The sequence below is a fragment of the Ancylobacter polymorphus genome (genome assembly GCF_022836935.1).
Taxonomy (GTDB): Bacteria; Pseudomonadota; Alphaproteobacteria; order Rhizobiales; family Xanthobacteraceae; genus Ancylobacter; species Ancylobacter polymorphus_A.
Genome location: NZ_CP083239.1, coordinates 2590342 through 2603717, shown reverse-complemented (window position 1 = coordinate 2603717; position 13376 = coordinate 2590342). Strand labels below are relative to the sequence as shown.

Sequence of the window (13376 nt, the reverse complement as noted above, 5' to 3'; positions counted from 1 at the left end):
GGGGGACACCATGCAGACGCTGCTTATCGTCATCCTGATCCTCGTGCTGCTCAGCGGTTTCGGCGTGTTGCGCGCCCGCTCGGCCCGGCTGCGCCTGGTGCTGATCGTGCTGACCATCGGCCTGCTGATCCTCGCGGTCATCGGCTTCGTGCGCGACGAGCAGGCGGTCGGACCCGGCGTGGCGCCGATCATTCAGGCGCCGTGACGCCGCCAGAACTGAGAAAATCCGGGTTACGGCTGTCGACCGCCACCGATTTCACCATCGCCCACACATCGAGCCCCGGCCGCAGCGCCAGCCGCGCCACGCTTTCGCGCGTGACCATGGAGGCGAGGCGGACGCCGCCGACGTTGAGGCCGACATCGGCATAGGGCCCTTCCTGCGCCACCACCTCTTCCACCACCGCCGGCAGCAGGTTGGAGACCGAGACGCCCTCGGGTTTCGCCAGGGCGATGGCGACATCGCGCGCCCGCACCCGCGCCCGCACCTTCTCGCCCACCGCTCGGTCCACCTGCGGCACGCGCAGTTCCCCGCCGGCAAAGGCGAGGCTGGACAAAGCGAGATCGGCATCGTGCCGGGCAACGACGCATTCCAGCAGCGTGCCGAGGTCGAACCGCCCGACCACTGGCAGCATCTCCGGCCGGGAGAGCACCTGCGCCACCGGCCCCGCCGCCACCTGCCGCCCGTCACGCAGCGCCACCAGGGTGTCGGCAAGGCGCAGCACCTCGTCGAGCGAATGGCTGACATAGAGGATGGGCAGGCGCATCGTGTCGCGCAGCCGCTCCAGATAGGGCAGGATTTCCGCCTTGCGCGCCTCGTCCAGCGCCGCCAGCGGCTCGTCCATCAAGAGCAGGCGCGGCTGCGCCAGCAGCGCCCGGCCGATGGCGACGCGCTGGCGCTCGCCGCCCGACAATGTGTGCGGCCGGCGCGCCAGAAGGTGGCCGATGCCGAGCAATTCCACCACCGCCTCGAAGCGGATGGGGCGTTCCGCCGCCCGGCAGCGGCGCTCGCCATAGCGCAGATTGCCCTCGACCTTGAGATGCGGGAACAGCCGCGACTCCTGGAACACATAGCCGACGCGCCGCGCCTCGATCGGCACGTCGATGCCGCGCGCCGCGTCGAAGAACACCTCGCCCCCGACCACGATGCGCCCGGCATCGGGCCGCACCACGCCGGCCACCGCCTGGATGATGGTGGTCTTGCCGGCGCCGGAACGGCCGAACAGCGCGGTGACGCCCTCGCTCGGCACGGCGAAGCCGCAGTCGAGCGCGAAACCGCCCGGCCGGGCGAGGCGCAGATCAACCTCGATCATGCCTATCCCCGCCCGATCATGACGCGGATGCGCCGGTCGACGAGGCTCGCCAGCAGCAGCGAGCCGAGCGCCAGCACCACGGAAACCAGAGTCAGCCGCAGCGCCATGGCGTCGCCGTCCGGCATATGGGTGGCGCTGTAAATGGCGAGCGGGATGGTGCGGGTCTGGCCTTCGACATTGGAGACGAAGGTTATGGTGGCGCCGAACTCGCCCAGCGCCGAGGCAATGGCGAGCAGCGCGCCGGAGAGGATGCCGGGCAGCATCAGCGGCAGCGTCACCGAGAAGAACACGTCGAGCCGTGAGGCGCCGAGCGTGCGCGCCGCCGTCTCCAGCCCCCGGTCCACCGCCTCCAGCGCCAGGCGGATGGCGTTGACGGTGAGCGGAAAGCTCACCACCGCCGCCGCCACCGTCGCCCCTGCCGTGGTGAAGATCAGCCGGATACCGAACCAGGCGTCGAGATACTGGCCGAGAAAGCCGCGCGCGCCAAGGCTGACCAGCAGCAGATAGCCCACCACCACCTTGGGCAGCACGAGGGGGAGATAGACCAGCCCGTCGAGCAGGCTCTTGCCGGGAAAGCGCGCGCGCGCCAGCACGAAGGCGGTGAGTACCGCGAGCGGCAGACTCCAGAAGGTCGCCCAGAACGCGACCTTCAGGCTGAGCGTGACCGCCGTCCATTCCTCGGGGGTGAGCATGCCTAAGGCCCTTGATCGCACATCCCTCACAGCTCGCTGCGCGAGCACCTCAGGATGACGTGGTTCTCATGATACGACACGCTGCGTCATGCTGAGGTGCCGGCCAGAAGGCCGGCCTCGAAGCACGCAGGCGGCCGACCAACGGCTCGCCTCACTTCACCACGAAGCCGTACTTCGCATACACCGCCTTGGCCTCCGGCCCCACCAGGAAGTCGAAAAAGGCCCGCGTCGCCGCAGTGTCCTGCCCCTTGACGATCTCGAACGGGTACTCGACCGGCGGATGGCTGTTCGCCGGGAAGGTGGCGACCACCTTCACATTCTTCGCCACCGCCGCGTCGGTGGAATAGACGATGCCGGCGGCCGCCTCGCCGCGCTCGACCAGCGCCAGCGCCGCGCGCACGCTCTCGGCGCCGACGACGCGCTCCTTCACCTTGTCCCACGCGCCGAGAGTGGTCAGCGCGGTCTTGGCATAGATGCCGATCGGCACGCTGTCGGTGATGCCAGTGGCGATGCGGCCATCGGCGCCGAGGAAGGCCATCCAGTCGAAGGCGGCGCTGATGGTCACATCCTTGGCCTTGTCCGCCGGCATTATGAGCACGAGGCTGTTGCCGATCGGGGTAACGCGGGTGGCCTTCAGCGTCAGGTCCTTGCTCTCGGCATAGTCCATCCATTTGTTGTCGGCGGAAGCGAAAATCCCCGCCGGTGCGCCGGCCTCCAGCTGCTTGGCCAGCGCCGAGGAGGCCGCGAAGGAGAAGGCGACCTCCGTGCCGGTCTTCGCCTTGTAGAGCTTGCCGATGTCCTGAAACGCATTGGTCAGGCTGGCGGCGGCGAAGACGGTGACGGGTGCCTCGGCCCGCACGGGCGCCGGGAGCGCTGTGCCGAGAAGGGCGGCGACGGCGGCAGCGGCAAGGCTGCGCAGGACAAGGCGGCGAGACGTCATGGCGGGCCCCCTCATATATCCCGTGATATACATGTATCCGTCCATATACATGATTGGCCGCGTGATGCCAGCACCGATCCGCCCGGCGACGGCGCGTCGGAAGTCCTGTGAACGGGGAGACCCAGAGGCTGCGGAAGTCAGATGCCCGAAAGAGCCGGGCGCGGCCTCAATCGATCATGCCGGTATGGCGCGCGGTGGCGGCGGCGACCTGCTCGGCGGCGCTCAGCAATTCCAGCGCCGGCACAGCGCCGTGGCCGCAGGTCACCTGCGGGCCGCCGCGCATGCGCCGCCGGCCGCTGGCATCCTCTTCCAGCGCGAATTCGTAAATGTGGTGGGCGACGCGGTGCATCACCCGGACCGTCGACGGCGAGAGCGTGACGACATCGAAATCGGTGTGCGGCATGGTCATCTCCCCTGTGGCCGCCAGTTCGGCGGGCCGGCGGCCGCGTGGGCGCGGCTCGGTTTGTCGGCGTCCGCCCTGCGGCGGAATGGAGCAGGAACTTTCGTCGAATAATGACGTTGCGACAATGGTAAATCCACAGGCGGCGCCGTTTTTGGCGCGTCCGGGCCGTGGCCCGGCTGTGGATTTACCTGCAACGGCCCCGCCTGCGGGCATCCCGTGAAGCCATGCCTCGTGGACTGGGCGACGCCTGTCGGTTCTCCGAAGCGGGCGCCGGGCCACCAAGTCGGAGACGCGTAAATGAGCCGAAACATGATGCTGATCGTGGCAGCGATCGTCCTGGTGATCGCCGCCTATGCCGCCGTCCAATATTCCGGGCGCATGACCCCGCAGCCCACGGAAAACCCGACCCCGCCGGCTGCCCAGCCCTCGGTTCCCCCGGCTGCCGATCCGATCACCCCGCCGCCGCCCGCGCCGGAAGCCACCCTGCCGCCGCCGAATGATCCGGCGGTGCAGCCCTCGACCCCGCCGGCCGCGTCGCCGGAACCCGCGCCCGCCACGCCGGCCGAGCCGGCTCCGTCTGCCCCGGCGCCCACGACCCCGTAAGGCTCACGCCTCCCCGCCGCGCTCGCCCGACATGGCGGCGAGCGCGGCCCTGGCGCGCGGGCTGTCCAGCACCGTCTCCACCGTCTGCGCCAGCCGCCGCCGCCAGTTCGGCCGCTCCTTGTCCGTGCCCGGCAGGTTCACCGCCACCGTCTCGCCGGCGAGATCGTCGAGCTGCGCCAGCGCCAGCGCCGCCTTGGTGCGCGAGACGAAGGCGTGAATCGCCGCCAGCAGCGCATCGTCGAGCGGCGCTCCCGCCGCCGGCAGCGTGGCAATCAGCCCCTCCTCAAGCAGCGCCGCGCATAGTCGTTCGCGCTCAGCGGCCCGCTCCACCAGCCCCGCCGCATAATCCGCCGCGTCGATCAGGCCGAGCGTTTCCCGCTCCTTCAGGTCGATCCCCTCCCACCAGCCGGCCAGCGTCGGCAGGTCATGGGTGGAGACGCAGGCCGCCGCCAGCGCCGGATAGTCCTCCGGCGGCGTGAACACGCCCGCCTTCTGCTCGAACCACAGCACGCGGTAGGACAGCATGCGCTCGGCGGAAAGCTGGTCGCGCATGCCGAAGGGCACAGTGCCGAGATCCTCGCCGATGACGAGGCACTGCGCCCGCGCGCTTTCCAGCGCCACCTGCGCCGCCAGCGCCTCGAACGGCATGGCGAGATAGGCGCCGTCCGCCCCGCTGGCCCCTTCGGGAATGAGGAACAGCCGCCGCAACCCCATCACATGGTCGATCCGCAGCGCGCCGGCATGGCGCATATTCGCCAGCAACAGCCCGGCAAAGCGGAGATAGCCGTCGCGCTGCAGCGCCAGCGGGTCGAAGGGCGGCAGGTTCCAGTTCTGCCCTTCCGGCCCCAGCGGATCGGGCGGCGCACCGATGGTGACGCCAGGCATCAAAAGGTCGGCCTCGGCCCAGGCTTCGGCGCCGTCCAGCGTCGTGCCCACGGCGAGGTCGCGGTAGAGGCCTAGCGAGAGCCCTGCCGCGCGCGCCCTCTCCGCCGCAGCGGCCAGCTGCCGGTCGGCCACCCATTGCTGCCACAGCGCGAAGCGGACCTCGTCCGCATGGGCGCGGCCGAACGCCTCCACCGCCGCGCCGCCGACCTCGCTCAGACCGCCCGGCCAGTCGCGCCAGGGGCGGCGGGGATGGGCGCCGGCAATCGCCTGGAACAGGGCGAAGCGGCGCAGCGTCTCGCCGCCTTCGGCGATGAAACGGTCGAAATCGGGGTCCGGCCCGCGCTCGAAGCGCGCGAAGGCGGCCCGCAGCGCCGCCTCCTTGGCCGCCCACACGCCGGCATAGTCGACCGACGGTGTGGCGGCGAGCGCGGCGAAATCCGCCATCTCCGCGCCGAGCGCGGCGACATCGATATAGATCGGGTCGAGGAAGCGCCGGTCGGACGGCGAATAGGGGCTGGTGCGCTCCCGGTCGTCCGGGAACAGCGCGTGCAGCGGGTTCAGCCCCAGCGTGCGCGCCCCCGCCTGTGCCGCCCGCTCGCCGAGTTCAGCCAGCGCGGTGAAATCGCCAATGCCCTGATCCGCCTCGCCCCTGCGCAGCGTGTAAAGATGCGTGCCAAGTCCGAACAGCCGTCCCCCTGCCTCAAGCACACGTGGCAGATGGCTCGCCGGCGGCGCGACGGTGATCCGGCACGCATCCGCGCCGAGGCGCAGCACATGCCGGCCCGGCGGCAGGGCGGGCAGCGCCACGGCGCGCAGCGTCGCCAGCCGGCCGTCCGGCCGCTCCACGCTGCGGCTCTCGCCGTCCTCGGGGCGGATGGGAAAGGCGATCTCCTGCCCATCCTCCAGCGTCACGGAAAGGTCCAGCCGGCGCGGCGCCTGTGCGGCCTCGCCCGCCAGCGTCAGCAGCGGCACTGTCCCCTCGCGCAGAAGGGCGGCGAAGGGAATGGCGCGGTCGAAATGCTGGGCGGACAGCCGGGCGAGGCTGTCGCTGACCTCGCCGGGGGTGCCGGCCGGCAGGTCCAGCGCGGCGAGCAGCGCGCGCTTGGTATCGTCGCCCACCTTCTGCGCCTTGCCATCGGCGGTGAACCACTGGCCATCGATGCCGGCCGCAGCGGAGAGCTTGTCGAGCCGCTCCAGCGCGGCGGCGCGGCGCGGTGCGGCCGGCTCAGTGGTCTCGACGGCGATCAGCACCGCGCGCGGTGCGACCTCGGTGGGCTCCCCCTCCCCGGCCTCCGGCCGGGCGGTGTCGGCGGCGACGCGCCAGACGAAGCCGTCGCGCGGTTCGGGCAGAACCAGCGGCTCCGCTTTGTCTGAGGCGTTGAGCGCCACCGCCACGCGGTCCGCCTCTTCCTCCGACATGGCTGGGGCGTAGAACACCGCCACCAGCGCGCGGGTGGCGCCGTCGTCCCAGCGCACCGTGCCGCCGGAGGGCGCACGCCAGTCGACATCGGCAATGCCGCTGCCATCGGGCGGGCGCCCGGTCAGCGGGGCCTCGCCGCGCAGCGCGCGATGGGCAAGGCGCAGCTTCACCAGCCGGGCGGTGAAGGCGGCAAGCTCCGCATCCATCGCCGACCAGTCGAGCCAGGTCAGCTCATTGTCCTGTGCATAGGCATTGTTGTTACCGGCCTGCGTGCGCCCGCATTCGTCGCCCATGGTCAGCATCGGCGTGCCGCGCGCGGCGAGCAGCGTCGCCAGCAGCGCCCGCGCATCGCCGCGCCGGGCGGCGTTGATGGCTGGATCGTCGGTGCCGCCCTCGACGCCGTGGTTCCAGCTCACATTATTGTCGGTGCCGTCGCGGTTGTGCTCGCCATTGGCGTCGTTGTGCTTGCCCGCATAGGCGACGAGATCGGCCAGGGTGAAGCCGTCATGGGCGGTGACGAAATTGATGCCGCGCGAGAGCGGGCGGTGGCGCCCGGCGAAAATGTCGGCAGAGCCGGCCAGCCGCGTCGCCAGCTCGCCCACGACGCCGGCATCGCCGCGCCAGAAATGCCGCGCCGTGTCGCGGAAATGGTCGTTCCATTCGCCCCAGCCCGGCGGAAAGCGCCCGACCTGATAGCCGCCCGGCCCGATATCCCAGGGTTCGGCGATGAGCGCGAGATCGCGTAGCGCCGGGTCCTGCTGCATCGCGGCGAGGAACGGCGCCTCCATGTCGAAGCCGGCTGGCCGGCGCCCCAGCGTGGCGGCGAGGTCGAAGCGGAAGCCGTCGAGCCCGCAGGCGGCCCAGCGCCGCAGCGCATCCATGGCGAGGCGCAGCACCGGCGCCCGCTCCAGCGCCAGCGTGTTCCCCGTGCCGGCATCGTTGATGAGGCGGGAGGGATCGTCGGCGGCGTGGCGGTAATAGGTCGCGTTGTCGAGCCCGCGCAGGCTCAGCGTCGGCCCGAAGGCGTCGCTCTCGCCGGAATGGTTCAGCACCACATCCAGCACCACAGCGATGCCGGCCGCGTGCAGCGCGGCGATGGTGCGGGCGATTTCCTCGAAACCGCCGGGCGCGAGGCGCGGATCGGGCGCGCCGAATACGACGGGATTGTAGCCCCAGTAATTGCTCAGCCCCAGCGGTGGCAGATGCCGCTCGTCGATCCAGGCCATGGCGGGCATCAGCTCCACCGTGGTGACGCCGAGCCGCACCAGATGGTCCAGCGCCGCCGGTTCGGCCAGCCCGGCAAAGGTGCCGCGTAAGCCGGGCGGAACCGCCTCCTGCCGCATGGTGAAGCCGCGCACATGCAGCTCGTACAGCACCTGCCGGTCCCAGCGGAACGGCGAGCGCGGCGCGACGGGTCCGGCTTCCGCCCCCATCACGATGGCTTTCGGCAGCGCGAAGGCGCTGTCGGTCTCGTCATGCAGCGCGCCGCTGGCGCGGTTGTCGAACAAGGCGGCATCGAGCCGGAACGGCCGGTCGAGCCGGCGCGCATAGGGGTCGACCAGCAGCTTGGCCGGGTTGAAGCGGTGGCCCTCCTTCGGCGCCCACGGCCCCGCCGCGCGCAGGCCGTAGCGGGCACCCGCCGTCACCCCGGCAATGTGACCGTGAAACACGTCGCCGGTACGCTCCGGCAGGCCGATACGGGCGATCTCCACCTCGCCCGCCGCGTCGAACAGGCAGAACTCGATGCGCGTCGCATGGGCGGAGAAAACCGCGACATTGATGCCGCGCGCGTCGAGGGTGACGCCGAGCGGCTCGGGGCTGCCGGGGGCGAGGGTAAGGTCGCTCACCCCGCCCGCTCCGCCGCCAGCGTGCGGAACAGCGTGTTGTACTGGCCGGCCGCCCGCTGCCAGGATACGTCGGTCGTCATCGCATTGCGCTGCAGCTTCTGCCACAGCGCCTTGTCCTGCCACAGCGCCGCCACCCGCTTGAGCGCGATCTGCAGCGCCGGCGCGGTGACGGGCGAGAACTGCACCCCGGTGCCGACGCCGGCGCTGCGCGCCATCTCGTTCACGTCGATCACCGTATCGGCGAGCCCGCCGACGCGCGCCACCAGCGGCAGCGCGCCATAGCGCAGGGCGGAAAGCTGGGTGAGGCCGCAGGGCTCGAAGCGCGAGGGCACGATCAGCACATCCGCCCCCGCCTGGATGCGATGCGCCACGCCCTCGTCATAGCCGAGCTGCACGCCGACGCGGCCGGGATGGGCATGGGCGGCCGCGGCGAAGCGGCCGGCAAGGTCGGCGTCGCCCGCACCGAGCAGCACCATCTGCGCGCCGAGGCCGAGCAGCGTATCGAGGCTGTCGGCCAGCAGATCGAGCCCCTTCTGCCAGGACAGGCGGCTGACCACGCCGAACAGCAGCGCCTCCGGGTCGGCCTCAAGCCCGAACGCCTCCTTCAGCGCCACCTTGTTCGCCGCCCGCGCCTTCAGCGTCTTGGCGTCGAAGGGCTTGGCGATCAGCGTATCGGTGGCGGGGTTCCAGCCAGCATCGTCGAGCCCGTTGAGAATCCCCGACAGAACGGAGGCGCGGGCATTGAGCAGGCCGTCGAGGCCCATGCCAGCATCGGGCAGCAGGATTTCGCCGGCATAGCCCGGGGAGACCGTGGTGATGCGGTCCGCCAGTTGCAGCCCGGCCTTGAGATAGCCGACCATGCCGTAATACTCGACGCCGCCAAGCCCGAACGCGTGCGGCGGCAGGCCGAGCATGGGGAAATCATGGGCGGGAAACTGCCCCTGAAAGGCAATGTTGTGGATGGTCATCACCGTGCCGGGCCGCCTTGTGCCGGCATAGTGGAGATAGGCCGGCGCGAGCCCGGCCTGCCAGTCATGCGCATGGACGATATCGGGCACGAAGCCGGCGATCAGGCCGAGCCCGACGCCGGAGGCCACCGCCCCCAGCGCCGCGAAGCGCCGCGCATTGTCGCCCCAGTCGGCCCCGTCCGGCCCGGCATAGGGGCCGCCCGGGCGGTCATAGAGATGCGGCGCCTCGATGACGAACAGGTCGAGCCCGCCGCCTTTGGCCGCCAGCAGTGTCGCCGGCCCGCCGAACAGATCGTCGAAACGGTGCGCCGGCGCCGCCTCGGTCAATTTCGCCATCACGGCGGGATAGCCGGGAACGAGCGTGCGAACCTCGACATCGTGCCGCGCCAGCGCCGCCGGCAGCGCGCCGGCCACATCGGCGAGGCCGCCGGTTTTGATCAGCGGAAAGACTTCCGAGACGACGGAGAGAACCTTGAGGGATGACACGTCAGACCCGCGCCCTGTGCCGTTAGAACCGAAGCCGCCGACGGCCTGAACCGCCGGCGCGGGTTGAGTGTAAAGCAGCTTCTTGTCGATCGGATTTCCCAACCCGACCGACGCGAGCCCCCTAGACCGACAGCTTGTCGATCATCTGCTGGGTAATGAGGCAGATGCCCTTTTCCGTGCGGCGGAAGCGCTTGGCGTCCAGCTCCGGGTCCTCGCCGACGACAAGGCCCTCGGGAATGCGCACGTGCGAATCGATCACCACATTCTTCAGCCGGGCGGACCGGCCGATCTCGACATAGGGCAGGATCACCCCGTTCTCGATCGAGCCATAGGAGTTGATCCGCACCCCGGTGAACAGCAGCGCCCGGCGCAGCGACGAGCCGGAGATGATGCAGCCGCCCGACACGAGCGAGGAAATCGCCTGTCCGCGCCGGCCCTCGTCATCATGCACGAACTTGGCCGGCGGGGTGATCTCGGCATAGGTCCAGATCGGCCAGTCGCGGTCATAGAGGTCGAGCTCCGGCACCACGCCGGTGAGGTCGATATTGGCCTCCCAATAGGCGTCCACCGTGCCGACATCGCGCCAATAGGGCGCCGTCTCCTGGTCGGAACGCACGCAGGACCGCGAGAAATGGTGCGCCGAGGCGGTGCCGTTCTTGACGATGTAGGGGATGATGTCCTTGCCGAAATCATGCGTCGACAGCGGGTCGGCGGCGTCGCGGCGCAGCTGGTCGATGAGGAATTTGGTCTCGAAGACATAGATGCCCATCGAGGCCAGCGCCTTGTCCGGCCGGCCGGGCATGGCCGGCGGGTCCTTCGGCTTTTCCAGGAAGGAGATGATGCGGTCCCGGTCATCGACATGCATCACGCCGAAGGCGCTCGCCTCGTGCCGCGGCACTTCGAGGCAGCCGACGGTCACGTCGGCCCCCGAGTCGACGTGCTGCTGCAGCATGATCTCGTAGTCCTGCTTGTAGACGTGGTCGCCCGCCAGAATGATGATGTGGCGGGTGTCATAGGCCTCGATGATGTCGAGGTTCTGATAGACCGCATCCGCCGTTCCCAGATACCACATGGTTTCCGAAACACGCTGGCTGGCGGGCAGCACGTCGAAGCTCTCATTGCGCTCATGGCGCAGGAAGTTCCAGCCGCGCTGCATGTGCCGGATCAGGCTGTGCGCCTGATACTGGGTGGCGACGCCGATGCGGCGGATGCCGGAATTGATGGCGTTGGACAGGGTGAAGTCGATGATGCGCGACTTGCCGCCGAAATAGACCGCCGGCTTGGCGCGGCGGTCGGTCAGTTCCATCAGGCGGCTGCCGCGGCCGCCGGCAAGGACATAGGCCATCGCGGAGCGGGCCAGGGGTGCGTTGGGTAGCGTCGGCCGTGCCATGTCGCGTGGTCTCCCTCAGTTACTCTGTTCCGGCTCGTCGCGTTCGGCGGCGCGCGTTTCCGGTTCCCATTTGAAATACAGCGTGGCGAGCGGCGGCAGCGTCAGCCGCGCGCTGGCGGGCAGCCCATGCGCGGGCTCGTCCGTGGCATCGACGCCGCCGAGATTGCCCATGCCGGAGCCGCCATAGAGATCGGCGTCGGTGTTGAGGATTTCGCGCCAGCGCCCCGCGCGCGGCAAGCCGACGCGGTAGTCGTGACGCGGCACGGGGGTGAGGTTGGCGACCATCACGACAGGCGCGTCGTCATTCTCGCCGAAGCGCGCCCAGGCGAACACCGATTGCGCGCTGTCGTCGACCACGATCCAGCGGAAGCCCTCCGGCTCGCAGTCGCGCACATGCAAGGCGGGCGTGTCGCGGTAGATCAGGTTGAGGTCGCGCACCAGCAGCTGCATGCCGCGATGATAGGGCCCCATGCCGACGAGATGCCAGTCGAGCGAGCGCTCCTCGCTCCATTCCCGGCGCTGGGCGAATTCCTGGCCCATGAACAGCAGCTTCTTGCCGGAATAGGCCCACATCATGCCGTAGCAGGCGCGCATATTGGCGAATTGCTGCCAGTCATCGCCCGGCATGCGCGAGAGAATGGTGCCCTTTCCGTGCACGACCTCATCATGGGAGAGCGGCAGTACGAAATTCTCGGTGAAGGCGTAGGTGATGCCGAAGGTCACCCGGTTGTGGTGCCAGGGGCGATAGACCGGATCGAGCGACATATAGTCGAGCGTGTCGTGCATCCAGCCCATGTTCCACTTGAAGCCGAAGCCGAGCCCGCCGGCGAAGACGGGCTGCGAGACGCCGGCCCAGGAGGTGGATTCCTCGGCGATGACCACCGTGCCGGGATGCTCGGCATAGATGATCTCGTTGGCGCGGCGCAGGAACGACACCGCGTCCTTGTTGTCGTTGGAGCCGTCGGGGTTGGGCGACCACTCCCCGTGCTTGCGCGAATAGTCGAGGTAGAGCATCGACGCCACCGCATCCACGCGCAGCCCGTCGACATGGAAACGGTCGAGCCAGTACAGCGCGTTGGCGATCAGCATATTGGCGACCTCGCGGCGGCCGAAGTCGTAGATCGCCGTATTCCAGTCCGGGTGAAAACCGCGCTGCGGATTGGGGTGCTCATAAAGCGGCCCGCCGTCGAAATGCGCCAGCCCGTGAATGTCGGTGGGGAAATGCGCCGGCACCCAGTCGAGGATCACCGACAGCCCCGCCTGATGCGCCTTGTCGACAAAGCGGGCGAAGCCGGCGGGGTCGCCGAAGCGGCTGGTCGGCGCGAACAGGCCGATCGGCTGGTAGCCCCAGGAGGCGTCGAGCGGGTGTTCGGAAATCGGCAGCAATTCGAGATGGGTAAAGCCCATCCACTGCACATAGGGGATCAGCTGGTCGGCGAGTTCGTCATAGGTGAGGAAGCGGTTGTCCTCGCCGCGCCGCCAGGAGCCGAGATGCACCTCATAGGTGCTCATCGGCTTGCGGCGCGCCTCGCCTTCGGCGCGGGCGGCGATATGGGCATCGTCGCCCCACGCGAAATTGTCGGTGCGCGCCACCACCGAGCCCGTTGCCGGGCGGAACTCGCCGGCAAAGCCGAACGGGTCAGCCTTGAGCGGCAACAGCCGGCCATCGGCAGCGACGATCTCATATTTGTAGATTGCCCCTTCGGTCACGCCGGGGGCGAAGATCTCCCACAGTCCGCTGTCGACGCGCTTGCGCATCTGGTGGCGGCGCCCGTCCCAGCGGTTGAAGTCGCCGACGACCGAAACGCGGGCCGCGTTCGGCGCCCAGACGGCGAAGCGCACGCCTTCGACACCTTCATGCGCGTCGGGATGGGCGCCGAGCCGCTCATAAAGCGTGCGATGCGTGCCTTCGACCAGCAGATGGTCGTCGAGCGGGCCGAGCATCGGCGGGAAGGAATAGGGATCGTCGAGTTCCCACGTTCCGCCCTCATTGCGGGCGCGCAGGCGGTAGCGCGCCCAGGCGGGGCGGTCGGGCACCAGCGCCTCGAAGAAGCCGGCCGGGTGCCGGCAGTCGAAGGTCGCGAACACCGCGCCGTCGGGCTCGATCGCCTCGAGCGCCTGCGCGTCCGGCACGAAGGCGCGCAGCACGAGGCCCTCCTCGGACTGGTGCGGACCCAGCAGCGCGAAGGGGTCGTGATGGCGGCCTGCGACGAGAGCGTCGACCTCCCGTGCGGGTGCCTGCCATGCCTGCATCACTGCCAACCCTTCCTGAGCCGAAACACCGGGGACAAGCCCCGCGCGCAGTGAAGGTTCCTCTACCGCCAACACAAAGTCCACTGGTCGCAGCCGCTCGTCGCGGCATCAGGTTAATGGCGGGCTTACCGGGGCGCGGCCCCGATGGCCGCCGTGCAACGGCCGCCGGGCGGAACCCG

General features: G+C 69.7%; 10 protein-coding genes. 2 read left to right on the top strand and 8 right to left on the bottom strand.

Features of this window, described 5'->3' with window-relative positions; translation table 11 throughout:
- Positions 1-10 precede the first annotated feature (10 nt).
- On the top strand, positions 11-205 hold the full coding sequence (locus tag K9D25_RS12265; RefSeq protein ID WP_244375518.1) for a hypothetical protein: 195 nt from the start codon (positions 11-13) through the stop codon (positions 203-205).
- Here K9D25_RS12265 and modC read toward each other — a convergent pair.
- The 4 genes from modC to K9D25_RS12245 all read right to left on the bottom strand — a co-directional run bounded on the left by modC (position 189) and on the right by K9D25_RS12245 (position 3345).
- Positions 189-1310, bottom strand: a complete 1122-nt coding sequence (modC, locus tag K9D25_RS12260; RefSeq protein ID WP_244375516.1) for a molybdenum ABC transporter ATP-binding protein — start codon at positions 1308-1310, stop codon at positions 189-191. The two genes, K9D25_RS12265 and modC, sit on opposite strands and share 17 nt — an antisense overlap.
- A gap of 2 nt (positions 1311-1312) precedes the next feature.
- On the bottom strand, positions 1313-2002 hold the full coding sequence (gene modB / locus K9D25_RS12255; protein WP_244375514.1) for a molybdate ABC transporter permease subunit: 690 nt from the start codon (positions 2000-2002) through the stop codon (positions 1313-1315).
- A gap of 151 nt (positions 2003-2153) precedes the next feature.
- A complete protein-coding gene (gene modA / locus K9D25_RS12250; RefSeq protein WP_244375512.1) occupies positions 2154-2942 on the bottom strand; it encodes a molybdate ABC transporter substrate-binding protein in 789 nt (262 codons plus the stop codon).
- 166 nt (positions 2943-3108) lie between these two features.
- Positions 3109-3345, bottom strand: coding sequence for a hypothetical protein (locus K9D25_RS12245; protein ID WP_244375510.1), 237 nt, complete (start codon positions 3343-3345; stop codon positions 3109-3111).
- 297 nt (positions 3346-3642) lie between these two features.
- Between K9D25_RS12245 and K9D25_RS12240 the strand changes: the two genes are divergently transcribed.
- Positions 3643-3948 (top strand): hypothetical protein, encoded by a 306-nt coding sequence (locus tag K9D25_RS12240; protein ID WP_244375508.1) that lies wholly within the window; start codon positions 3643-3645, stop codon positions 3946-3948.
- Positions 3949-3951: 3 nt separating this feature from the next.
- Here the strand turns inward: K9D25_RS12240 and glgX are convergent, their stop codons facing one another.
- The 4 genes from glgX to glgB all read right to left on the bottom strand — a co-directional run bounded on the left by glgX (position 3952) and on the right by glgB (position 13197).
- A complete protein-coding gene (gene glgX / locus K9D25_RS12235) occupies positions 3952-8100 on the bottom strand; it encodes a glycogen debranching protein GlgX (protein ID WP_244375506.1) in 4149 nt (1382 codons plus the stop codon).
- Positions 8097-9554 carry a glycogen synthase GlgA gene (gene glgA, locus K9D25_RS12230; protein WP_244375504.1) on the bottom strand — a complete coding sequence of 486 codons (1458 nt, stop codon included), beginning with the start codon at positions 9552-9554 and terminating at the stop codon, positions 8097-8099. The genes glgX and glgA overlap by 4 nt, the downstream gene beginning before the upstream one ends.
- 121 nt (positions 9555-9675) lie before the next feature.
- Positions 9676-10944, bottom strand: a complete 1269-nt coding sequence (glgC, locus tag K9D25_RS12225; protein WP_244375502.1) for a glucose-1-phosphate adenylyltransferase — start codon at positions 10942-10944, stop codon at positions 9676-9678.
- A 15-nt stretch (positions 10945-10959) separates the two neighbouring features.
- Complete coding sequence (glgB, locus tag K9D25_RS12220; protein WP_244375500.1) at positions 10960-13197, bottom strand: 1,4-alpha-glucan branching protein GlgB; 2238 nt, start codon at positions 13195-13197, stop codon at positions 10960-10962.
- Positions 13198-13376 lie beyond the last annotated feature (179 nt).